Below are 21590 nucleotides of genomic sequence, written 5' to 3' on the forward strand. Positions count from 1 at the left end.
CAGCACCGATCGTGCTCGGCCCACTCGTTCCTCGCGGGCCTGCGCGCGTTCGGCACTGTTCCCCCGACGCACCCCTTCGGCTCACTCGGCCATAGACCAGCCCGCACTCACAGTGCCTCCAGGGCCCGGGCACACAAGAAAGGGTTCCCTCATCCGAATACGGAACGGGGAACCCTTTTCGTCTGCCCGGCAACAGAGGAGGCGGCTACACCGGGGAACTCCCGGAGCCGCCTTCGCTCCTGCCACGCCTGTGATGGCGCACCACGAAGAAGAGGGACGCGACGAACGCCACGAACCACACCACGATCTCAAGGTCGCCGAAGTTCGCACCCAGCGCCACGAGAACAAGGAGGAACAGAAGAACAACGGCGACGATTGACCCGATGAGCGATTTCACTTGTCCACCTCTCAGACCCTGACCTGGAGCCAGGGGCGGGGCTTCTTCGGGGCCCCGACGGATTCGGACACTACACAGAGCAGCCCGGCCCATGCGAGAGGGCCGGGCTTTACCTGAGGAACATCTGAGGTCCACCGGAACCTGGAATCAGACTCATGAATGCAGACCAGAAGTACCCATTTCCTGCCTGAAGCCACGATTCAGACCCCGGGACGTCCCGGCGAAATTCCCGGCCGGCCCGTCTCGAGTACATCAGAATTCCCGCCCGGAAAAGGGAATTATCGATTCCGGTTTCGCTCGCGCGCGGCACGGCCGGCACGGGCGCGGGGAAGAGGAACGTGGTCGTCCATGGGGCATCCACAGCGCATCCGAGGTGAGGGGAGACCGGGGTCGAGACAGGGGCCGGGACTGGGAGGGAAGTCGGAAGCCTCTCGTCGCCACCGCGCCCCGCGCCGGCCCCTTCCCCCGAGGTGTGACAACACCCCACGTCCACATACCGAGAGCTGCGTAAGGTGAACGACATGAGTAGCGCACCCGTCCGCTTCGACCGCGGCCACACCGATGACCTCATGACCTTCCTCGCGGCCTCGCCCTCGCCGTACCACGTGGTGGCGAGCACCGCCGCGCGGCTGGAGGAGGCCGGCTTCCGCAAGGTCGAGGAGACCGATGCCTGGGACGGGACGGCCGGCGGGAAGTACGTGGTCCGCGGCGGCGCGATCATCGCCTGGTACGTGCCCGAGGGCGCCGCCCCGCACACCCCGTTCCGCATCATCGGCGCCCACACCGACTCCCCCAACCTGCGGGTCAAGCCCCGGCCCGACTTCGGCCGCGAGGGCTGGCGCCAGGTCGCCGTCGAGGTCTACGGCGGGCCGCTGATGAACAGCTGGCTCGACCGCGACCTCGGCATCGCCGGCCGGCTGACCCTGCGCGACGGCAGCCACCACCTGGTGAACGTCGACCGGCCGCTGCTGCGTGTCCCCCAGCTCGCCATCCACCTGGACCGGGGCGCCAACGACGGCCTGAAGCTGGAGCGTCAGCGCCACATGCAGCCGATCTGGGGCCTGGGCGAGGTGAACGAGGGCGACTTCGTCGCGTTCGTCGCCAAGGAGGCCGGCCTGGACGCCGAGGACGTCACCGGCTGGGACCTGATGACCCATCCGGTCGAGGCGCCCGCCTACCTGGGCCTGGACGGCGAACTGCTGGCCGGTCCGCGGATGGACAACCTGCTGTCCGTGCACGCCTGCGCCGCCGCGCTCGCCGCCGTCGCGGGCACCGGGGCCGAGGGCCGGGACACCCTGCCGTACATCCCCGTCTTCGCCGCCTTCGACCACGAGGAGAACGGCTCCGAGGCCGACACCGGCGCCCAGGGCCCGCTGCTCGGCAACGTCCTGGAGCGTTCGGTGTACGCGCGGGGCGGCGGTTACGAGGACAAGGCGCGGGCGCTCGCGGGCTCGGTGTGCCTGTCGTCCGACGTCGGTCACGCCGTACACCCCAACTACAGCGAGCGCCACGACCCGACGCACCACCCGCGCCCCAACGGCGGCCCGATCCTCAAGGTGAACGTCAACCAGCGGTACGCCACCGACGGCAACGGCCGCGCGATCTTCGCCGCCGCCTGCGACAAGGCGGGCGTGCCGTGGCAGTCGTTCGTCTCCAACAACGACATGCCCTGCGGCACGACGATCGGCCCGATCACCGCCGCCCGGCACGGCATCACGACCGTCGACATCGGCGTCGCCTGCCTGTCGATGCACAGCGCCCGTGAGATGTGCGGCTCGGACGACCCGCACCACCTCGCGAACGCGCTCGTGGCGTTCCTGGCGGGCTGAAGCCGAGGCCACACCACCGGGCCCGACCACCGGGAAGGGTGGTCGGGCCCGTTCATGTCCGGTTCGAGTCCGGCTCGGGTCCGGGTCCGGGTCCGATGCGGGCTTGAACCTGACGCTGGCTCGGGTCAGCCGTCCATGCCCGCCAGGATCAGCGGCAGCCGGGCCGTCCCCGCGTCGGTGATCCGCACCGGCACACCCCAGTCCTGCTGGTGGACATGGCAGGCCGGGTACTCGTTCGCCGGGTCGTCGTCGCAGGACGCGGCCATCGCCGAGACGTGCAGGACGCCCTCGGTGAGTTCCGGGTTCAGCTCCAGGTCCCGGAACAGGTCCGTGCCCGTGCCCTCGCCGGACAGCAGCAGTTCCGGCGGCGTCGAGGAGACGAGGAGCCGGGTCGACGGCCCGTAGCGCTGATCCAGCTTCTGGCCCTTCGGCGCCTGGAACACCACGTCGAGACGCAGCCGGCCCGGGGCGACCTCGGTGGCCTCGCGCCGGGTGCGGTGGGCGACGGCCTCGACCCGTACCGCCTCCTCCGGCAGCCGCAGCCGGGTCAGCCGGTGCCGGGCCGACTCGACGACCACGACGTCCTCGCCGACGACGACCGCGTCGCTCGGCTCGCGCAGATCCGTGGCCAGGGTGGTGACCTCGCCGCTCGCCGGGTCGAAGCGGCGCAGGGCGTGGTTGTACGTGTCGCAGACGGCTACCGAGCCGTCGGGCAGGACGGTCACGCCCAGCGGGTGCTGGAACAGTGCCTGGTCCGCCGCGCCGTCGCGGTGGCCGAAGTCGAACAGGCCGGTGCCGACGGCGGTGTGCACCACGTCGTCGGTGTCGATGTAGCGCAGGGCGCTGGTCTCCGAGTCCGCGATCCACAGCCGGTCCCCGGCGGCGGCGAGCCCCGACGGCTGCGCGAACCACGCCTCGGCGGCGGGCCCGTCGACCAGGCCCTCGTTGGTGGTGCCGGCCGCGACTTCGACGGTGCCCGTCTCCGGGTCGTACGTCCAGATCTGGTGCACCCCCGCCATCGCGATCCACACCTTGCCGCGCCACCAGGCCACGTCCCACGGCGAGGACAGGTCCACCTCCAGGGCCGGGCCGGAGGTCGGCGAGCCCTGCCACCACTGGCGGCCGGTGCCCGCGATCCGCTCGACCGTGCCGGTGGCCGGGTCGAACAGCTTCAGCGCGTGGTGGACGGTGTCGGCGACGACGACCTGCCCGGACGGCAGCAGCGCGAGGCCCTGCGGCTCACGGAACCCGCCGTCCACGCCAGTAGTACCGTCCGCGCCCGCCGCCGTGCCGCCCGCGCCGCCCGCGCCGTCGATGCGGCGGACGACGGTCTCGCCGTCCTCCGCCAGCTCGACGAGCTGGTGGCGGGTGGTGTCGGAGACGAGCAGGTTCCCGGACGGCAGCACGACCGCCTTGCCGGGGAAGCGCAGATCGGTGGCGGCCGGCTCCGGCGGCACGTACGGTCCGTCGCCGCGCCGCAGCGTCCCCTTCGCCTCGTGCTCCGCCTCCAGCTCCTCCACCAGGGTCCGGATCGCGTTGGCGTGGCCCTCGCCCGCGTGCTGGGCGACGACGTAGCCCTCGGGGTCGATGACGACGAGCGTCGGCCAGGCCCGTACGGCGTACTGCTTCCAGGTCGTCAGCTCCGGGTCGTCGAGCACCGGGTGGTGCACCTCGTAGCGCTCGACGGCGTCGACGACCGCCTGGTGCTCGGCCTCGTGCACGAACTTCGGCGAGTGGACGCCGACGATGACGAGCGTGTCGCGGTGCTTCTCCTCCAGCTCGCGCAGCTCGTCGAGGACGTGCAGGCAGTTGATGCAGCAGAAGGTCCAGAAATCGAGCAGAACGATCTTGCCGCGCAGGTCGGCGAGGGTCGGTTCGTCCCCGCCGGTATTGAGCCAGCCGCCCTTGCCGACGAGTTCGGGGGCGCGGACACGGACCCGGCGGCGGGCCTCGGGAGCGGGGGCGGCAGCGGACGCGGGGGCGGCATCGTTCATGGTTCAAGCTTGCCATTCGTGTGTGAACGGCGGATCACACGCGGATGGCGGCGGGACTCGGCGCCCAGGCAGAGGACAGCCTCGCAAGAGGGACGGAGCCGAGGGAGGGGCCCCGCGAGGGAAACGGGTGAATGCGCGTGTCGTGCCGGGGGCGGGTGGGACGGAGGCGCACAGCATGGCTGTGCGGCACGATCATCCGACTATTAGGCCGGGAGGCTTTATGCGGGACACGCGGGGACCGTGCCCGGCCCGCACGCCCCGCGTGTCTCTCACGTCCCACACATCTCACGCCCCGCGGCGGCCCCTTGTACCGCATCCGCCCCCCGCATCGCTTCCGCCCCTCCTCCCTCTCGCCTCCGCCGCCCTCGCCCTGGCGTTCGTCCTCGCGCTGTGTCCGTATCTGCCCGCGCAGGCGGGCGGCATCGGCGAGAACGCCCTCGGTCTGACCGTCACCGTCGACACCGTCCCCGGACTGCCCGGGCCGCTCGTGCGGACGGGCGCGGCGGTCGTGAAGCGATATCGGCTGGTCAACGGGGGTGAGGCCGATCTGTACGGGGTGACGGTCACCGACGGCCAAGTGCCCGGCGGGCGGATCAGCTGCCCGGCCCGTACGCTCGCCGCGCTCGGCTCCCTGGAGTGCACCGCCCGCTTCCCGGCCCTCGCGGGAAAGCAGGTGGGTACGGTCACCGCCCAGGGCGACGTCCCGTCGCTCGGCCGGCGGCTCACCGCCTCCGCTCGCGCCGGGTACGAGGGGGTGGGCGGCGCGCTCGCCCTCGCCGAGACCGTACGGGTCGCCGGGGACGAGGCGGTCGTCTCGTACACCGTCACCAACCGGGGCGACCGGCCCCTGTACGAGCTCCGGCTCACCGACACGGCCCTCGGCGCCGCCCCCGGCGCGCCGGGGTGCGTGACGGCGCTGGCGCCCGGGGTGTCCGCCGGGTGCACGGCGACGGTACGGCGCCCCCCGGGGTCGTACCGCAGCACCGGACGGGTCACCGGCACCGACCGGATCACGACCCTGGCCGAGGACGGCAGCCGCGTCCCGCCCCCTCTCCTCACCGCCGACGCCACGGCCGCCTTCCGGATCCCGGGCGGCCGGGAGGCCAGATCCGGTGCCGGGGCGGGGGCAGGGGCCGCCGGTGCGGGTGGTGCGGGGGCCGGTGGAGCGGGGGCCGCGGGCGGCACGGGCGGTACGGGTGCGGGTACGCGTACGGGGCCCGGAGCGGCCGTACCGCCCGCGCCGGGAGCCGGGGCCGTGGCCGGAGCCGGAGCAGGAGCCACAGCGGGAGCCGGAGCCGGAGCCACAGCGGGAGCTGGAGCCGGGGCCGGGGCCGCCGGTGCGGCTCCCCCGGGTGCGGGCGCCGGAGCGGGGGCGGGCGCTGCCACCGGAGCCGCCGCCGCCCTCGCGCGGGCCGCCGCGGCGGCTGCCGCCGCTCTCGCAGCCGCCGCCGAAGAAGCCCTGGCCTCCTCGACCGCTCCCACCGGCACCGGCACCGGCCCGTCCGGCGCCGAGGAAGGCCTGCCGGCGGAGGGTCTGGCGCCGGGCGCCGGGACCGGAAACGGGACCACAGCCGGAACCGGGACCGGGACCGGAAACGGGACCACAACCGGGACCGGGACCGGGACCGGAAACGGGACCACAGCCGGAACCGGGACCGGGACCGCCCGTCCGCCCGGTGCCCGTCCCCCCTCGGCCGCCGGAAACGAGGAGGCCCTGCTGCCCCGGCTGCGCCACCGGGCCCGTCAGATCCCCCACCTCGGCATCGCCTGGATCCTGCTCCTGCTCCTCGTCCCCGCCGCCGTCGCCGCCGCCCTGTTCGGCTCCCGCAACCTCTGAACACCCCTGGGAGACCCATGGCTCTGTCCGAGACCCTCGTCCTCACCTTCGTCGTGGCCCTCGTCTCCGCGCTCGCCGTGGTCGTCAAGAACCGGCTGTTCCCGGTCGGGGAGGACGAGGAGCCGCGCGAGGACGTCGCCGAGTACATCGCGATGATGGTCTCGGTCCTCTACGCGCTCGTACTCGGCCTGTGCCTCGTCTCCGTCTGGGACACCCGCTCGGCCGCGTCCGACGCCGTCCAGGCCGAGGCCAGCGCCCTGCACCAGACGTATCTGCTCGCCGATGTCTTCCCCACCGCGCAGAAGCAGGCCGTCCGCAACGCCGCGACCGCCTACGCCGCCCATGTGGTCCATGTCGAATGGCCGGTGATGATCGCCCGCCAGCCCCTCGGCTCCGAGGGCTGGAACCTGCTGGCGCAACTGCGCGACGCCGCCCGCATCAGCGACAACGGCACCACCGAACAGCAGATCGTCTCGCAGGAGTTGACGGCACAGCTCAGCGATGTGGACGACGCGCGCCGCAGCCGGGAGGCGGCCTCCCAGGAGAGTCTGTCGTCGGTGCTGTGGGCCGGTCTGATCATCGGCGGTGTGCTGACCGTCGCGTTCATGTTCCTCTTCGGGATCGAACGCACCACCACCCATGTGGTGATGGTGATGGGCCTGTCCGGCTTCATCGCCTTCACCGTGCTGCTCATCCAGCAGCTGAACGCGCCCTTCGGCGACCTGTTCGGGGCGAACTCGACCCCGTTCACCCGCTACTTCCCCGTCTGAGCGAACCGGCGTTCCACGAGAGGCCACCATGAAGTACCTGGTACGGGACAAGATCCTCGCCATCGGCGACGACTACTGGATCGAGGACGAGTACGGCCGCCAGGCCTTCCTCGTCGACGGCAAGGCGCTGCGGCTGCGCGACACCCTGGAGCTGAAGGACCCGGACGGGCAGATCCTCGCCACCCTGCGGCAGAAGATGTTCAGCCTGCGCGACACGATGACCATCGAGCGCGACGACCGCCCGCTCGCCACCATCCGCCGCAAGCGGCTCTCGCTGCTGCGCAACCACTTCCGGGTGAGCCTCGTCGACGGCACCGAGCTCGATGTCAGCGGGCGGGTGCTGGACCGGGAGTTCACCGTCGAGTACGAGGACGAACTCCTCGCCCACATCTCCCGCCAGTGGTTCCACGTGCGCGACACGTACGCCGTGAACGTCGTCCGTGACGACGCCGATCCCGCCCTGCTCATCGCGGTCGCGGTGTGCGTGATCCGGATGGCCGAGCGGGAACGGGAGGACTGAGGACCGGGGACGGCCCGGGGCCCGCCCCTACGGGTCCTGCGGGTCCCGGGCTCCGGGGCCCGGGCTCCCGGGCCCGTGTTCTACAGCGCCAGCCCCTGGTTCTGCCCCTGACCCCGACCCAGCACGCGGTCCTTCAGGGCCGGGAACTGCTCCCGCGTCGACGCCACCTTCGCCGGGTCGACGACGACCCGCAGGGTCTCCTCACCGGGACCGGCCTCCGCCAGGACCTCGCCCCACGGGTCCACGACGATCGAGTGGCCGGCCTGTTCGACGTCCGCGTGCGTACCGGCGGTGCCGCAGGCCAGCACGTACGCCTGGTTCTCGACGGCGCGCGCCCGCGCGAGCAGCGTCCAGTGCCCTCGGCGGCGGGCGGGCCAGCCGGCCGGGATCACGAACGCCTCGGCGCCGGAGTCGACCAGACCGCGGAAGAGTTCCGGGAAGCGCAGGTCGTAGCAGGTGGCGACGCCGACGGTGAGCCGCGGCAGGTCGACGGTGACGAGATCCTCGCCGGCCGCCATCAGCACGGCCTCACCCTTGTCGAAGCCGAAACGGTGGATCTTGCGGTAGGAGGCGACGAGTTCGCCGTCGGGGGAGAAGACGAGCGAGGTGTTGTAGAGGGCTCCCGCACCCGGACCGGTCGTACCGCCGCCGCTGCTGCTGGTGCTGGTGCTGGTGCCGGGGACCTTCTCGACGATCGACCCCGCGTGCAGCCACACTCCGGCGTCCCGCGCGGCGGCGGCCATCATCCCGTAGGTGGGACCCTTCAGGGGTTCCGCCTCGGCGGCGAACGCCTCATAGGCGAACGCACCGGTCGGCCACAGCTCCGGCAGGACCACGAGGTCGGCGGCGCCCCGTTCCTCCCGCACCAGCCGGGCCACGCGCGCCCGCCTGTCGTCGACTGGTTCGTCCGGGTCTACCGCGATCTGGATCAGCGAGGCGCGCACACTACCACCGTCCTGGCATTCGAGCCGTCAACACCGGCCTACGATCGTCACACGAAAGCACTGCCGGGGTGCCTTCGGGCAGCGTAACTTAGCGTCCGAGCCTCCCACGCAGCCATGTTCCCAGCCCGCCCGCCACTTCAGCCCGCGCACCGAAGAACCGCCGAGGGGTCCCGTGACCGTCCATCCCAGCCTCCAGAACTACGCCGACGCCTGGACCCATGCCGTGGAAGCGATCGCCGAGTTGGTTCAGCCGCTCGCCGAGGGCGAGTGGAACCGCGCCACCCCCTGCCCGAGCTGGTCGGTGCGCGACATCGTCTCCCATGTCATCGGCATGGAGACCGAGATGCTGGGAGACCCGCGGCCGATCCACAGCCTGCCCCGCGACCTGTTCCACGTACGGACGGACCACGCCCGCTACATGGAGATGCAGGTCGACGTGCGGCGGCACCACACCTCGCCGGAGATGACCGCCGAGCTGGAGTACGTGCTGATCCGCCGGGCGCGGCAGCTGCGCAACGAGAACCGGGCCCCCGACGCCATGGTCCGCGCCCCGCTGAGCGCCGAACAGACCCTCGAAGTGGCCTACCGGACCCGGGCCTTCGACTGCTGGGTGCACGAGCAGGATCTGCGGGCCGCGCTCGGCGTGCCCGGCAATCTGGACTCGCCCGGCGCGTACGTCGCGCGGGACTTCCTGCTGGAGGCGCTGCCGGACGTGGTGGCCAAGGAGGCGGGCGCACCGGCGGGTTCGGCGGTGGTGCTGGACGTGACCGGACCGGTGGAGTTCCTGCGGACGGTACGGGTGGACGCCCAGGGCAACGGCTCGATCGACGGCACGCCGTCGCTCGGCCCCGCGGTGACCCTGGCGATGGACTGGGAAACGTATGTACGACTGGCCTGCGGCCGGGTCCGGGCGGCCGAGGTACCCGACCGGGTGAAGATCGAGGGCGACGAGAAGCTGGCGGAGGCGATCCTGGAGCGCTTCGCGGTCACGCCGAAGTAGCCGAGCGGCCGGCAGCCCAGTAGCCGCGTAGCCGCGACGGCCCCGGGCGGACTCACGGTGGGCGTACGGCATGAGCGGGCCCCCTTCCCTGGCGGATGCAGGGGAAGGGGGCCCGCTGACGCCGGTACGCGCCGTCTCTCGCGGCGCGCGCACCCGTACACGCCCGATACGCGCGGGCTCCCCGCACGCGCCCGCTCACGCCGGTACGTGCACGGCCTCCACACGGCTCGCGACCAGGCGCTCGCGCTCACGGCGGGTGGTGCGCGCCTTGAGCCGGACGATCTGGGTGACGCCCAGCGCCTGGAGGACGAACACCGAGGAGAACGCGATCCGGTAGTTGTCGCCGGTCGCGTCGAGCAGGACACCGATGGCGAGAAGGGTCGTCATCGAGGCGATGAATCCACCCATGTTGACGATTCCCGAGGCGGTGCCCTGACGCTCCGGCGGGTTGGCGGGTCGGGCGAAGTCGAAGCCGATCATCGAGGCGGGCCCGCAGGCACCGAGGACCACGCACAGCACGACGAGCAGCCCCATCGGCGCCCGGTCGCCCGGGTAGACCAGGGTGGTGGCCCACAGCAAGGCGGTGGCGGCGACGGTGCCGAGCGCGAGCGGCGCGCGGGCGGCATGGTGGCGGGCGATGATCTGGCCGTACGCCAGTCCGACCGTCATGTTCGAGAGCACGACCAGGGTGAGCAGCTCGCCCGCCGTGCCCCGGGACAGGCCCTGGTCCTCGACGAGGAACGGCAGGCCCCACAGCAGCAGGAACACCATCGCGGGGAACTGAGTGGTGAAGTGCACCCACATGCCGAGCCGGGTGCCCGGCTCGCGCCAGGAGTCGGCGATCTGCCGGCGCACGAACGCGATGCCGCCCGCGTGCGCGGCGGACGCGACCGGCGCGGGCGCCGGCTCGTAACCCTCGGGGTGGTCCTTGAGGAACGCCAGGAGCAGTACGAGGACGACGACACCGGCGAGGGAGCTGCCGACGAAGGTCTCGGTCCAGCCCAGTCCGTGCAGGGTGCGGGAGAGGAAGATCGTCGAGACGAGGTTGCCCGCCATGCCGCACAGGGCGGCGATCTGGCCGACGAGAGGGCCGCGCCGGGCGGGGAACCAGCGGGCGCCGAGCCGCAGCACGCTGATGAAGGTCATCGCGTCGCCGCTGCCGAGCAGGGCGCGCGAACCGAGCGCCATGGCGTACGACGGGGAGAGCGCGAAGCCCAGCTGGCCGAGGGTGAAGAGCACGACGCCGAGGGTCAGCACCTTCTTGGTGCCGAGCCGGTCGACCATGAGGCCGACGGGTATCTGCATGCCCGCGTAGACGAGCAGCTGGAGTATGGAGAAGGTCGACAGGGCCGACGCGTTGACATGGAACCGGTCGGCGGCGTCGAGGCCGGCGACACCGAGGGACGTACGGAAGATGACGGCGACGAAATAGACCGCGACACCGACGCCCCAGACCAGGACGGCGCGCCGGCCGCCGGGCGGGTCACCGGGCAGACTGACGGCGCCGCCGTATCCGTTACGGCCGCGATCGCGGCGGCTCACCGGGCGTCACCGCGCACCAGGTCCTGGACCCGGCCGAGGTGGCGCCGGACGCAGCGGGCGGCGCCCTCGGCGTCGCCCTCCTTGATCCGGTCGAGGATCTCGTCGTGTTCGGCGATGTTCTGGGCGACGCGGCCGGGGTGGGCCTGCATCACGGCGACTCCCATCCGCAGCTGGCGATCGCGTAGCTGGTCGTAGAGACGGGCCAGGATCTGGTTGCCGGCGTGCCGCACGATCTCGGCGTGGAAGCAGCGGTCGGTCACCGACACCTCGGCCAGGTCACCGGCCTCGGCGCGCCGTTTCTGCTCCGCGAGGAGCCCTTCGAGGCGGGTGATCAGCGTGGCGGGGGCGGGCACGGCCCGCCGGACGGCGAACTCCTCGACGAGCAGCCGGGTCTCGACGACGTCCGCGATCTCCTGGGCGGAGACGGCGAGCACCAGGGCGCCCTTCTTCGGGTAGAGCTTGAGCAGCCCTTCCATCTCCAGCTTCAGCAGCGCCTCGCGCACGGGCGTCCGCGACACCCCGACGGCCTGCGCCAGCTCCCCTTCGGTGAGCAGGGTCCCGCCCTCGTAGCGGCGGTCGAGCACCGCTTGTTTGACGTGGGTGTACACGCGGTCGGCGGCGGGCGGCTGCTTGGCGGAGACGGGAGCGGACTCGGGGGCGGGAGCTGGGGCTGATGGCATGCGTACAGCTTAGATACAACAGGTGGACGAAAAAGAACCCGTCCACGATGCGATACGAGGACGGGCGGCCAGGGCTCTGATCCGGCCACGCGAAACACCCGGCCGGAGGCGAGATTCGCCTCCGGCCGGGTGTGTCACGTGAAACAGACGAGTCGCGCGATCGCGTGCGATCCGGGCTGAAGTCTCCCGTTCCCAAGCCCGGAACGCGCGATCAGCTGATCAGGATCCAGGGGCTCCAGGCGGTCGTGTACGCGTTGGGGCCGGTGGCGCCGTCACGCAGCACCAGGCGGAAGCGGACCTTGCCGTCCTCGCGCATGTCGTAGTTGCAGACGCCGGTGGAGCCGGCCCCACCGGTGTGGTGACACTCACCCAAACGCCCGTAGTCCGTCTCCCAGTCCGCGATCACCCGCAGCCCGTCCGCCTTGTAGTCCCCCATGATGAACTTGTCGCCGTAGGCCTGGAAGCAGGCGATGCCTCCGGCGGCCTCGATGCAGTAGTCGCCGTTGATCGCCGTGGCCGCCTTGACCGTCGGCACGACTTCAGTGGCCTGCGCGGGACCCGCCAGGGCCAGCATTCCGGTGAGGCCCGCGACGCCGGCCAGGGCAGCGATGCGCAACTTCATGGTGTTCCCCTTCGAAGGTGTGGGTGGAAGGTGGGTGGAATCCCTTTCCATGCGAAAGCCAACCGCACGGGACCCGGCACCGACCAGGATTCCCGGGCAACCTGTCGGGTTCCCGACACTCCTTGTGGACAAGGCAAGTTGACTGAGAGGGCCCTGTGCAGAGGCTGTGTGACAGGGGCTACGTTGGGCAGGTACGCCAAGGCCGGGGGGCTGGCGAACTGAAGGAGATCCGTCGTGCACCACATGGGGGAGTACGCGAACATCGTCGCCCTGTTGGTCCAGGGATGGAGCGACGACCGTATCTCGCGGGCGCTCGCGCTCAGCGAGCGCACCGTCCAGCGGCGCGTCCGCATGCTGATGGAGGAGTACGGCTGCACCAGCCGTTTCGCTCTCGGATTCGCCCTGGGGCGCCGCGCCGTACCGGGCACGCAAGGGCACGGCGGCCGGAGCACGGGCCGGTCCCCGGGCCGGTCCCCGGGCGGGACTACGGGCCGGTCCTCGGGCGGGACCACGGGCCGGTCCTCGGGCGGGGCCGACGAGCTGAGACGCACCGCGTGAGGCGGTCCGCGCCAGGGGAGAACGGCAACGCGCCCGGTCGGGGACGGTCTCCGTCCCCGACCGGGCGCATGTTTCACGTGAAACAGGCCGATCCGGCCAACTCGGGTGTCAGCCCCAGGTGATGAGCCGCTTCGGCTGCTCCAGGACCGCGGCGACATCGGCGAGGAACTTGGAGCCGAGTTCGCCGTCGACCAGACGGTGATCGAAGGACAGCGCCAGGGTGGTGACCTGGCGCGCCTTCACCTTGCCCTTGTGGACCCAGGGCTGGAGCTTGATCGCGCCGACCGCGAGGATCGCGGACTCGCCCGGGTTGAGGATGGGCGTACCGGTGTCGACGCCGAAGACGCCGACGTTGGTGATGGTGAAGGTGCCGCCCTGCATGGCCGCCGGGGTGGTCTTGCCCTCGCGGGCCGTGGCGACCAGCTCGCTGAGGGACCGCGACAGGTCCGGCAGGGCCTGCGCGTGCGCGTCCTTGATGTTCGGGACGATGAGGCCGCGCGGGGTCGCCGCGGCGATGCCCAGGTTGACGTAGTGCTTGAGCACGATCTCCTGGGCGGCCTCGTCCCAGGCCGCGTTGACACCCGGGTTGCGCTTGATCGCGACGAGAACCGCCTTCGCGATGAGCAGCAGCGGGTTGACCCGCAGCCCCGCCATGTCCTTGTCGGACTTGAGCTCCTCGACCAGCTTCATCGTGCGCGTGATGTCGAAGGTCACGAACTCGGTGACATGCGGCGCGGTGAAGGCCGAGCCGACCATCGCCGCCGCCGTGGCCTTCCGTACGCCCTTGATGGGGATACGGGTCTCCCGGGCGTCCGCCGCGCCGGCCGGAGCGGGCACCGCTGCCGGGGCCGGAGCCTGGGACTCGGCCACCGGCGCCGGAGCCGGGGTCACCGGAGCCTCGGCCGGGGCCGCGGCGCGGTGCACGTCGTCACGGGTGACGACGCCGTCCGGACCGGTCGGGGTGACCGTCGCCAGGTCGACGCCGAGGTCCTTCGCGAGCTTGCGGACCGGCGGCTTGGCCAGCGGACGGTCGGCGGCCGGGCCGTGACCGTTCAGCCGGTCCTGCGCCACCGGAGCCGGAGCCGCGGCGGGCGCCGGAGCAGCGGCCGGAGCGGCGGCAGCGGGTGCCGGGACCGTCTTGCGGGCGCGGCGCTTGGTGGACGTCGCGGCCACGCCGTACCCGACCAGAACAGGCTGGCGGCCCTCCGGCTCGGCCTCCTCGGCGGCGGGCGCCGGGGCGGGGACGGCAGCGGGCGCGGGGGCCGCGGCGGCCGGAGCCTCGGCGGCAGGCGCGGGCGCGGGGGCCGCTTCGCCGCCCACGTTCACCGAGATGATGATCTCGCCGACGTCGACCGTCGTGCCCTCGGGGAAGCGCAGCTCGTGCACCGTCCCGTCGAACGGGATCGGCAGCTCCACCGCCGCCTTCGCCGTCTCCACCTCGCAGACGACCTGGCCGTCGGTGACGGTGTCACCGGGCTGGACGTACCACTTGAGGATCTCGGCCTCGGTCAGGCCCTCGCCCACGTCGGGCATCTTGAATTCGCGGATCGTCACGATGCTCTCCTCAGAACGCCAGCGAGCGGTCGACGGCGTCGAGCACGCGGTCCAGACCCGGCAGATACTCCTCTTCGAGGCGCGCCGGCGGGTACGGCGCGTGGTAGCCGCCGACCCGCAGGACCGGGGCCTCCAGGTGGTAGAAGCAGCGCTCGGTGATCCGGGCGGCGATCTCCGCGCCGGAGCCGAAGAAGACCGGGGCCTCGTGGACCACGACCAGGCGGCGGGTCTTCTCGACCGAGGCCTGGATGGTGTCGAAGTCCAGCGGGGAGATCGAGCGCAGGTCGAGGACCTCGACCGACTTGCCCTCCTCGGCGGCGGCCGCGGCCGCCTCCAGGCAGGTCTTCACCATCGGGCCGTACGCGGCGAGGGTCAGGTCCGTGCCCTCGCGGGCGACCCGGGCCTTGTGCAGCTCGCCGGGGATGGCCTCGGTGTCCAGCTCGCCCTTGTCCCAGTAACGGCGCTTCGGCTCGAAGAAGATCACCGGGTCGTCGCTCTGGATGGCCTGCTGGAGCATCCAGTAGGCGTCCGAGGAGTTCGCCGGGGTGACCACCTTGAGGCCCGCGACATGCGCGAAGAGCGACTCGGGGGACTCGGAATGGTGCTCGACCGCGCCGATGCCGCCGCCGTACGGGATGCGGATGACGATCGGCATCTTCACCTTGCCGAGCGACCGGGCGTGCATCTTGGCGAGCTGGGTGACGATCTGGTCGTACGCGGGGAAGACGAAACCGTCGAACTGGATCTCGACGACCGGCCGGTAGCCGCGCAGGGCCAGACCGATCGCGGTGCCGACGATGCCGGACTCGGCGAGCGGGGTGTCGATGACCCGGTCCTCGCCGAAGTCCTTCTGCAGACCGTCGGTGATCCGGAAGACACCGCCGAGCTTGCCGACGTCCAGGCCCATGACGAGGACCTTGGGGTCGGTCTCCAGGGCCTTGCGCAGCGACTCGTTGAGCGCCTTGGCCAGGGGAAGCTTCTGAACAGCCATGATTACTCGGCCTCTCCGCCCTCGAAGGACGCCTGGTAGGCGGCGAACTGCGCCCGCTCCTCGTCGACCAGCGCGTGCCCGTCGGCGTACACGGTGTCGAACATCGACATGTGGTCCGGCACGGGCATCCCCCGGACGACCTCGCGGACCCGCTTGCCGAGCGCCTCGCTCTCCTGCTCCAGCTCCTCGAAGAAGGCGGCGTCGGCGTGGCCCTCGCGCTCCAGATACGTCTTCAGACGCTGGATCGGGTCCTTCGCCTCCCAGGCCTCGCGCTCCGTGTCACGGCGGTAGCGGGTCGGGTCGTCGGAGGTGGTGTGGGCGGCCATGCGGTACGTGAACGCCTCGACGAGCGTCGGGCCCTCGCCGCGGCGGGCGCGCTCCAGCGCCGCCCGGGTCACGGCCAGGCAGGCCAGGACGTCGTTGCCGTCGACGCGGATGCCGGGGAAGCCGAAGCCGCGGGCGCGCTGGTACAGCGGGACGCGGGTCTGCTTCTCGGTGGGCTCGGAAATGGCCCACTGGTTGTTCTGGCAGAAGAACACGACCGGGGCGTTGTACACCGAGGAGAACACGAAGGATTCGTTGACATCGCCCTGGCTGGAGGCGCCGTCGCCGAAGTACGCGAGCACGGCGGAGTCCGCGCCGTCCTTGGTGATGCCCATGGCGTAGCCGGTGGCGTGCAGGGTCTGCGAGCCGAGGACGATCGTGTACAGGTGGAAATTGTTGGTGCTGGGGTCCCAGCCACCGTTGTTCACACCGCGGAACATGCCGAGGAGGTTGGTCGGGTCGACCCCGCGGCACCAGGCGACGCCGTGCTCACGGTAGGTGGGGAAGACGTAGTCGTCGTCCCGCAGGGCGCGGCCGGAGCCGATCTGCGCGGCCTCCTGGCCGAGCAGCGAGGCCCACAGACCCAGCTCGCCCTGCCGCTGCAGCGCGGTGGCCTCGGCGTCGAACCGGCGCGTGAGGACCATGTCGCGGTAGAGACCGCGCAGCTCGTCGGCGCTCAGGTCGATGTCGTACTCGGGGTGCCGGACGCGCTCGCCCTCGGGCGTCAGCAGCTGGACGAGCTCGGGCTCGTGGGGCTGCGGGGACGCCTGGGACGGCTTCGGCGTACGGGCCTTGGCGCGCGTCGTCTTCTTCGCGGCGGCCTTGCTCGCGCTCGTACTCGCGCTCGCGGCCTTCTTCGCGGCGCCCGCGCCGGCGGCACTGGCGGTCTTCTTGGCGGTGCTCGCGCCCGCGCCAGTGCTTGCGCTGGCGGTGCGCTTGGTGCCGCTGCTGCGCGTCGCCTTGCGCGCGGCAGTGCTCTCCACGGTCACGTGCGTGCTCCTCCGTCGGTCCGGCCCCCGGGTTCGCCGGTAAGGGCCTGGGGTCCCCCCTATCGAAGGTAGGGGGAGGCTCTCCGCCTCATCCGTTCCTTCGCACGGGGTGGGTGCGTCGGTGGCCGGGGTCGGGCGTGACAGGTGCCCCGGCAACGCCGTCATAGGCACGTTACCCATCACGCAACAATTCCGCGAAACCCTCGTTGACCTGCGATTTTGCTTGGATTTCCAAGTAAATCGAGAAATTCGGGACTCTTCGCTGGTCAGCGCACTGGACAACGGCCCGACACCGTCGTCGGAACAAGCCGGAGGTTATCCCGGGGACCCGGGGCACGGGAAGAGCGAATATGTGAGACTGACCCCGTGCGCGAAGAAGGAAAAATCCGGGTATTCCTGCTGGACGACCACGAAGTCGTGCGGCGCGGCGTCCACGAGCTGCTCTCCGTGGAGGACGACATCGAGGTCGTCGGCGAGGCCGGCACGGCCGCGGATGCCCTGGTCAGGATCCCCGCGACCCGCCCCGACGTGGCGGTTCTCGACGTCAGGCTGCCGGACGGCAGCGGCGTCGAGGTGTGCCGCGAGGTGCGCTCGCAGGACGACTCCATCCAGTGCCTGATGCTCACCTCGTACGCCGACGACGAGGCACTCTTCGACGCGATCATGGCCGGGGCCTCGGGATACGTCCTCAAGGCCATCCGCGGCAACGAGCTGCTGCACGCGGTCCGCGACGTCGCCGCCGGCAAGTCGCTGCTCGACCCGGTGGCCACCGCGCGCGTCCTCGAACGCCTGCGGGACGGCAACAGCCCGAAGCGCGATGACCGGCTCGCCAACCTGACCGAGCAGGAGCGCAAGATCCTGGACCTGATCGGCGAGGGTCTGACCAACCGGGCCATCGGCGAGCGGCTCCACCTCGCGGAGAAGACCATCAAGAACTACGTCTCCAGCCTGCTGTCGAAGCTGGGCATGGAGCGCCGCTCGCAGGCCGCCGCGTTCGTCGCGCGCATGCAGGCCGAGCGCCGCTGAGCGACCGCCCCGCCGGCGGGTCCGGGGGCGGTGGTGGCGGTGTGCCGCCACCGGCGGTCGCCCGCCATCGGCCTCCCGCGGCCGTCCCGGGCCCACGAGGGATCCGGGCGAACCGGCCCGGATTTCGGGACTTATGTCCCCGACCATCCGGGGCAGGGGCCCCTTTCCCGACAAGACGCCGGTGTCCGAGAGTGGACCTCATGTCCACCGACCCCATGTCCGCGGAGGAGATCCGCGCCATCGAGCTGCTGCGCCGCGTGTCGTACGGGAGAGTGGCCACGAGCATGCGGGCGATGCCGTTCGTCGCGCCCGCCCGCCACATCGTGACCGACGGATGCGTCCTCATCCGTATGCACCGGGGACTCGGCTACCACCGAGCGTGCAACGGCAGCGTCGTCGCGTACGGGGCGGACAACCTCACCGTGGGCCCCGAGGAGCTGTGGTCCGTCCAGTTCACCGGCACCGCCCGGACCGTCGAACCGACGCCGGAGCACCTGGCGGCCTTCGGCACGATGCCGGACACCGTGGACGGCGAGCCCTACGACCCGGTCTATCTGCGGATCGACCCGCAGTTCGTCACCTTGCACACCATCGACTATCCGCACGCGGCGGCCGGGCCGGACACCTCCGCGAACGACGACCGCGGTGACGGCTCCGACGAGCGGCGGGCCGGCCACACAGAGCACTAGGGCCCCTCCCGGCACTAGCATTTTCGGGGTGCCGCGCTCCTCGGTCCCCTCGGCCGCCCCTCCGGCCCCGCCCGTCGGCGCCCTGCTGCGCCGTTACGCGGACGCGGGCGAACCACTGTCCTGCGAGCCGGTCGCCCAGGGACTGCTCAACCGCGGCTACCGGCTGACCACCACCCGCGGCCCCTACTTCCTCAAGCAGCACCTCGACACCCTCACCGCCGACCGGGACACCATCGCCCGCCAGCACCGGGCCACCCACCGGCTGCACGCCCTCGGGCTGCCGGTCGCGCCGCCGCTACCCGACGCGGCCGGCCGTACCGTCGCCGTCGCCGGCGGCCACTGCTACGCCCTGCATCCCTGGATCGACGGCCGGCACCGCGACGGCGCGCACCTGGGCACCGCCGGTTCACGACGCCTTGGCACCCTGCTCGGACACGTCCACACCGCCCTGGAACAGGTCATGGACCCGCCTGTCCCGGCCCCGCCGGGAGCGGACGCGGGGCCCGGCTCCGGACCGGGAGCCGTAAGCGCCCGGCCGGAGGACACCTTCGCGCTGATCGACGAGCTGCTCCGGCTCGTCGCCGCCCGCCCCGCGCGCGACGGCTTCGACGAACTGGCCCGGCACCGGCTCCAGGAGCGCAGGGCGCTGCTCGCCGCCCACGCCCACCGGCGCCCTTCGGTCCCCGCCCCGCCCGGCTGGGTGCACGGCGACTTCCACCCGCTCAATCTGCTCTACCGGGGCACCGAACCCGCCGCGATCGTCGACTGGGACCGGCTGGACGTCCGCCCGCGCGCCGAGGAGGCCGTCCGGGCCGCCGCGATCTTCTTCGTACGGCCGACGGGGGAACTGGCGCTGGCAGAGGTACGGGCCTACGCGCGGGCGTACCGGCGGGCGACCGGCGCGAGCTGCGCGGAGCTGGCCGTGGCGGCCGACCGAGTCTGGTGGGAACGGCTCAACGACTTCTGGACCCTGCGCTGGCGCTACCAGCTGCACGACCGAAGGGCCGACCCGCTGTTCCCGGCGGTGTCGGCCCTGGTGGTGTGGTGGACGCGCGAGTACGCGGCGGTACGCGACGCGTTCACGGACTGACGCTCCCGGCCCGCGGCCCGACGGCCCGTGGACTGACGGTCCGTGGACTGACGGTCCGTGGACTGACGGTCCGTGGACTGACGGTCCGACAGGCGGACCGGCCGTACCGAATGGCGGACCCCCCGGATCGACGCATTCGCGAACCGGCGGCCCGGCGGACGGCGATCCGGGGAGCCGACGGCCGGCGAACCGGCGGTCCGGGGTGGTGGATTACGGAGTGGCGCCGGCCGGGCCGCCCGCGCCGGCCGCGGCTCCGCCCGGAGCACCCGGACCGGCCGAGGTACCGCCCGCGGCACCCGAACCCGCCGACGTGCCGCCCACGGCGCCGGGACCGGCCGACGTACCGCCGCCCGACGTGCCCGGACCCGCCGAGGTGCCGCTCGACGTGCCATTCGAGGTGCCGCTCGAACCGCCGTCGCCGGTGCCCTCCGAGGAGCCGCCGTCGGAACCCTCGCTGGAGCCCGTGCCCCCGTCCGTCGAGGACGTCGGCGGCTCCGTCGGATCCGTGGTCTCCGGCGTGGTCGTCGGCTCGTGCGACGGCCGGTAGGTCGGCTTCTGCCAGCTTCCCTGGCCGCCGCCGGTCGACGAGGAGCCGCCGGAGTTCTGCGAGTCGGTCGTCGGCTCTTCCGAAGGCTCCGCCGACTGCTCGTCGGACGGAGTCGGCTTCTCGGTGCTGGTGGGCGTCTTGGTGTCGCCCGTGGACTGGTCGGGCGGCATGGCGTACACGATGCCCGCGACGATCGCGATCAGCGCGAGCGCCACGAACAGCACCACCTTGCCGCGGCCGCCCCGGCGGCCCTGGCCGCCCTGCGGGCCGTAGCCACCGGCCGGCGGATAGCCGCCGGCCGCGCCGTCGTCCGGGTTCATCGGCGGCAGGATCGGGCCCTGCGCGGTGTCGTGGTGCATCGGGTGGGCCATCGCGGTCGTCGCGGCGACGCCGCCGACCGGGGTGTGCGCACTCTCGTGGCCCATGACCGGACCGGTGTTCCACATGCCCGTGTGGCCGCCCCGGTCCTGGAGCATCGAGATGCCGTACTGGACCAGACCGCGCATCTCCTCGGCGCTCTGGAACCGGTCGTCCGGGTCCTTGGCGAGGGCGCGCATGGCCAGCCCGTCCAGCTCCGGCGGCGCCCCATGGGCGACCTCGGACGGCGGGATCGGCATGTCCTGGACGTGCTGGTAGACCACCGACAGCGGGGTCTCGCCGGTGAACGGGGGCCGCAGCGCGAGCAGTTCGTAGAGCAGGCAGCCCGTCGCGTACAGGTCGGAGCGGTGGTCGACGGCCTTGCCGAGCGCCTGCTCCGGGGAGAGGTACTGCGGCGTGCCCATGACCATGCCGGTCTGGGTCATCGTCGACTGCGCGCCGTGCAGGGCGCGGGCGATGCCGAAGTCCATGACCTTGACGGCACCGGCGTGGGTGATGATCACGTTGGCCGGCTTGATGTCCCGGTGCACGATGCCGTGCTGGTGGGAGTAGGCCAGCGCCTCCAGGACACCGGAGACGATGATCAGCGCTTGCTCGGGACCGGGCGCCTCGGCGCTGATCAGCAGGTCGCGGATGGTGCGGCCCTCGACCAGCTCCATGACGATGTACGGCACCGACTGGTTGCCGACGACGTCCTCGCCCGAGTCGTAGACGGCCACGATGGCGTGGTGGTTGAGACCCGCGACCGACTGCGCCTCGCGCGTGAAGCGGGCCTTGGAGACGGGGTCCTCGGCGAGGTCGGGACGCAGCAGCTTCACGGCGACGGTACGGCCGAGCCGTACGTCCTCCGCCGCGAACACCTCGGCCATGCCGCCTCGGCCCAGCCGGTGGGTCAGCCGGTAACGGCCGTCACCGACGACTCCGCCGAGGCCAAAGGACTCGACCGCCGCGTCCGGCACACCGCCGCCTGCTCCGGATTCGGATGCCATCAGTCCTCGCCGTCGGTCGTCTGTCGTGCCGTGTCCAGTCGTCACGCTACAGGCTCCGCACGCCCTCACGGTCCGCGATGGACGGGCCATCCCACCAGTCGAACGTACGCCTGTGCAAATTCCCTGGCGTCCCCACGCCAAGCGCCTGCCGCTTCTTTCGTCTTCCGCTCCCCTCGCGCTCCTTCGCGCTCCCCGCCCGGCGGTCACCCATCGCCGGGGCCGCCCCACGCAGGGTCACGGTTCGGGGGCGGAACGGGCACCGAACCCGTACCGAAGCGGGCACCGGGCCGGTGCCGAGCTTGACGTGACACCGCCCTCGG

19 protein-coding genes are annotated in these 21590 nt (G+C 72.0%); 9 read left to right on the forward strand and 10 right to left on the reverse strand.

The window, feature by feature from the left end; genetic code table 11:
• Positions 1-205 precede the first annotated feature (205 nt).
• Complete coding sequence (locus tag ACGFRB_RS29565) at positions 206-397, reverse strand: hypothetical protein (protein ID WP_363003766.1); 192 nt, start codon at positions 395-397, stop codon at positions 206-208.
• Between the two features lie 521 nt (positions 398-918).
• Here ACGFRB_RS29565 and ACGFRB_RS29570 point away from each other — a divergent pair.
• Positions 919-2226 carry a M18 family aminopeptidase gene (locus tag ACGFRB_RS29570; protein ID WP_393247398.1) on the forward strand — a complete coding sequence of 436 codons (1308 nt, stop codon included), beginning with the start codon at positions 919-921 and terminating at the stop codon, positions 2224-2226.
• Between the two features lie 125 nt (positions 2227-2351).
• Here ACGFRB_RS29570 and ACGFRB_RS29575 read toward each other — a convergent pair whose 3' ends face one another.
• Positions 2352-4220, reverse strand: a complete 1869-nt coding sequence (locus tag ACGFRB_RS29575; RefSeq protein ID WP_393247400.1) for a thioredoxin-like domain-containing protein — start codon at positions 4218-4220, stop codon at positions 2352-2354.
• Positions 4221-4482: 262 nt separating this feature from the next.
• Here ACGFRB_RS29575 and ACGFRB_RS29580 point away from each other — a divergent pair, with 262 nt between their 5' ends.
• Genes ACGFRB_RS29580 through ACGFRB_RS29590 form a run of 3 tightly spaced genes read left to right on the forward strand, consistent with a single transcriptional unit; the run spans position 4483 to position 7347 of the window.
• Positions 4483-6057, forward strand: a complete 1575-nt coding sequence (locus ACGFRB_RS29580) for a hypothetical protein (RefSeq protein ID WP_393247402.1) — start codon at positions 4483-4485, stop codon at positions 6055-6057.
• A gap of 17 nt (positions 6058-6074) precedes the next feature.
• The gene (locus tag ACGFRB_RS29585) at positions 6075-6827 is read left to right on the forward strand and encodes a hypothetical protein (protein ID WP_393247404.1); all 753 of its coding nucleotides are present in this window, start codon (positions 6075-6077) and stop codon (positions 6825-6827) included.
• A 28-nt stretch (positions 6828-6855) separates the two neighbouring features.
• Complete coding sequence (locus ACGFRB_RS29590) at positions 6856-7347, forward strand: LURP-one-related/scramblase family protein (RefSeq protein WP_393247406.1); 492 nt, start codon at positions 6856-6858, stop codon at positions 7345-7347.
• 80 nt (positions 7348-7427) lie between these two features.
• Here the strand turns inward: ACGFRB_RS29590 and ACGFRB_RS29595 are convergent, their stop codons facing one another.
• Positions 7428-8291, reverse strand: coding sequence for a carbon-nitrogen family hydrolase (locus ACGFRB_RS29595; protein WP_393247408.1), 864 nt, complete (start codon positions 8289-8291; stop codon positions 7428-7430).
• A 172-nt stretch (positions 8292-8463) separates the two neighbouring features.
• Here ACGFRB_RS29595 and ACGFRB_RS29600 point away from each other — a divergent pair, with 172 nt between their 5' ends.
• Positions 8464-9291, forward strand: coding sequence for a maleylpyruvate isomerase family mycothiol-dependent enzyme (locus ACGFRB_RS29600; RefSeq protein WP_363003754.1), 828 nt, complete (start codon positions 8464-8466; stop codon positions 9289-9291).
• Positions 9292-9486: 195 nt separating this feature from the next.
• Here the strand turns inward: ACGFRB_RS29600 and ACGFRB_RS29605 are convergent, their stop codons facing one another.
• The 3 genes from ACGFRB_RS29605 to ACGFRB_RS29615 form a co-directional block, all read right to left on the reverse strand.
• Positions 9487-10833, reverse strand: a complete 1347-nt coding sequence (locus tag ACGFRB_RS29605) for a nitrate/nitrite transporter (RefSeq protein WP_393247409.1) — start codon at positions 10831-10833, stop codon at positions 9487-9489.
• Positions 10830-11513 (reverse strand): GntR family transcriptional regulator, encoded by a 684-nt coding sequence (locus ACGFRB_RS29610; RefSeq protein ID WP_393247411.1) that lies wholly within the window; start codon positions 11511-11513, stop codon positions 10830-10832. The genes ACGFRB_RS29605 and ACGFRB_RS29610 overlap by 4 nt, the downstream gene beginning before the upstream one ends.
• 211 nt (positions 11514-11724) lie before the next feature.
• Complete coding sequence (locus ACGFRB_RS29615) at positions 11725-12135, reverse strand: hypothetical protein (RefSeq protein ID WP_393247413.1); 411 nt, start codon at positions 12133-12135, stop codon at positions 11725-11727.
• Positions 12136-12369: 234 nt separating this feature from the next.
• Here ACGFRB_RS29615 and ACGFRB_RS29620 point away from each other — a divergent pair, with 234 nt between their 5' ends.
• The gene (locus ACGFRB_RS29620) at positions 12370-12693 is read left to right on the forward strand and encodes a hypothetical protein (protein WP_393247415.1); all 324 of its coding nucleotides are present in this window, start codon (positions 12370-12372) and stop codon (positions 12691-12693) included.
• Between the two features lie 108 nt (positions 12694-12801).
• Here the strand turns inward: ACGFRB_RS29620 and ACGFRB_RS29625 are convergent, their stop codons facing one another.
• The 3 genes from ACGFRB_RS29625 to pdhA are packed head-to-tail and all read right to left on the reverse strand — an operon-like array spanning position 12802 to position 16551.
• Positions 12802-14226 carry a dihydrolipoamide acetyltransferase family protein gene (locus tag ACGFRB_RS29625; protein ID WP_393247531.1) on the reverse strand — a complete coding sequence of 475 codons (1425 nt, stop codon included), beginning with the start codon at positions 14224-14226 and terminating at the stop codon, positions 12802-12804.
• A 31-nt stretch (positions 14227-14257) separates the two neighbouring features.
• Positions 14258-15238 (reverse strand): alpha-ketoacid dehydrogenase subunit beta, encoded by a 981-nt coding sequence (locus ACGFRB_RS29630; RefSeq protein ID WP_363003744.1) that lies wholly within the window; start codon positions 15236-15238, stop codon positions 14258-14260.
• Between the two features lie 2 nt (positions 15239-15240).
• A complete protein-coding gene (gene pdhA / locus ACGFRB_RS29635) occupies positions 15241-16551 on the reverse strand; it encodes a pyruvate dehydrogenase (acetyl-transferring) E1 component subunit alpha (RefSeq protein WP_363003742.1) in 1311 nt (436 codons plus the stop codon).
• A 366-nt stretch (positions 16552-16917) separates the two neighbouring features.
• Between pdhA and ACGFRB_RS29640 the strand changes: the two genes are divergently transcribed.
• The 3 genes from ACGFRB_RS29640 (at position 16918) to ACGFRB_RS29650 (ending at position 19356) form a co-directional block, all read left to right on the forward strand.
• Positions 16918-17577 (forward strand): response regulator transcription factor, encoded by a 660-nt coding sequence (locus ACGFRB_RS29640; RefSeq protein WP_361229144.1) that lies wholly within the window; start codon positions 16918-16920, stop codon positions 17575-17577.
• Positions 17578-17792: 215 nt separating this feature from the next.
• Complete coding sequence (locus ACGFRB_RS29645; protein WP_363003812.1) at positions 17793-18266, forward strand: pyridoxamine 5'-phosphate oxidase family protein; 474 nt, start codon at positions 17793-17795, stop codon at positions 18264-18266.
• Positions 18267-18294: 28 nt separating this feature from the next.
• Positions 18295-19356: a phosphotransferase gene (locus ACGFRB_RS29650; protein ID WP_393247417.1), complete on the forward strand. Its 1062-nt coding sequence runs from the start codon at positions 18295-18297 to the stop codon at positions 19354-19356.
• Between the two features lie 210 nt (positions 19357-19566).
• On the opposite strand, the gene ACGFRB_RS29655 is transcribed toward ACGFRB_RS29650, so the two are convergent.
• Positions 19567-21270: a protein kinase gene (locus ACGFRB_RS29655; protein WP_363003737.1), complete on the reverse strand. Its 1704-nt coding sequence runs from the start codon at positions 21268-21270 to the stop codon at positions 19567-19569.
• Positions 21271-21590: the final 320 nt, after the last annotated feature.

This window comes from Streptomyces sp. NPDC048718 (genome assembly GCF_043198875.1).
GTDB lineage: Bacteria > Actinomycetota > Actinomycetes > Streptomycetales > Streptomycetaceae > Streptomyces.

Excerpts from the sequence above, each read along its gene's own strand:
- ACGFRB_RS29575 (WP_393247400.1), bottom strand. The coding sequence starts at position 4,220 with ATGAACGATGCCGCCCCCGCGTCCGCTGCCGCCCCCGCTCCCGAGGCC.
- ACGFRB_RS29585 (WP_393247404.1), top strand. The coding sequence starts at position 6,075 with ATGGCTCTGTCCGAGACCCTCGTCCTCACCTTCGTCGTGGCCCTCGTC.
- ACGFRB_RS29630 (WP_363003744.1), bottom strand. The coding sequence starts at position 15,238 with ATGGCTGTTCAGAAGCTTCCCCTGGCCAAGGCGCTCAACGAGTCGCTG.
- ACGFRB_RS29590 (WP_393247406.1), top strand. The coding sequence starts at position 6,856 with ATGAAGTACCTGGTACGGGACAAGATCCTCGCCATCGGCGACGACTAC.
- ACGFRB_RS29570 (WP_393247398.1), top strand. The coding sequence starts at position 919 with ATGAGTAGCGCACCCGTCCGCTTCGACCGCGGCCACACCGATGACCTC.
- ACGFRB_RS29645 (WP_363003812.1), top strand. The coding sequence starts at position 17,793 with ATGTCCGCGGAGGAGATCCGCGCCATCGAGCTGCTGCGCCGCGTGTCG.
- ACGFRB_RS29655 (WP_363003737.1), bottom strand. The coding sequence starts at position 21,270 with ATGGCATCCGAATCCGGAGCAGGCGGCGGTGTGCCGGACGCGGCGGTC.
- ACGFRB_RS29625 (WP_393247531.1), bottom strand. The coding sequence starts at position 14,226 with ATGCCCGACGTGGGCGAGGGCCTGACCGAGGCCGAGATCCTCAAGTGG.
- ACGFRB_RS29610 (WP_393247411.1), bottom strand. The coding sequence starts at position 11,513 with ATGCCATCAGCCCCAGCTCCCGCCCCCGAGTCCGCTCCCGTCTCCGCC.
- ACGFRB_RS29615 (WP_393247413.1), bottom strand. The coding sequence starts at position 12,135 with ATGAAGTTGCGCATCGCTGCCCTGGCCGGCGTCGCGGGCCTCACCGGA.